Below are 319 nucleotides of genomic sequence, written 5' to 3'. Positions count from 1 at the left end.
CCACATCGCCCGATAGAAGCCTCTCCCGGTTCTTGGTGAAAACCGTGGCGTCCCAGATCTCGGCATCCATCGACAGGCCGACGAACCAGCGCAACAGCAGGTTATAGCCTAACTGCTCCATCAACTGCCGTTCCGACCGGATCGAGTAAAATGCCTGCAGCAGCAAAGCCCGAAGCAGCTTCTCCGGCGCGATCGAGGGACGACCAACCTTCGAATAAAGTCCCTCAAAATCCGACGACAACACTTCAAGCGCCTCGTCGGCTATTGCCCGGATGGCTCGAAGCGGATGATCCGATGGAACCCGAGCCTCGCAGCTCAC

General features: G+C 58.3%; 1 protein-coding gene. It reads right to left on the bottom strand.

Annotated elements, in window-relative coordinates:
* On the bottom strand, nt 1-319 hold a 319-nt coding region (locus EN818_RS31555; RefSeq protein WP_135906708.1), incomplete at its 3' end, for a transposase.

The organism is Mesorhizobium sp. M3A.F.Ca.ET.175.01.1.1 (genome assembly GCF_004791945.1).
Taxonomy (GTDB): Bacteria; Pseudomonadota; Alphaproteobacteria; order Rhizobiales; family Rhizobiaceae; genus Mesorhizobium.
Note: the sequence above shows the minus strand (reverse complement) of the source record. Positions and strands in the feature narration are given on the sequence as shown.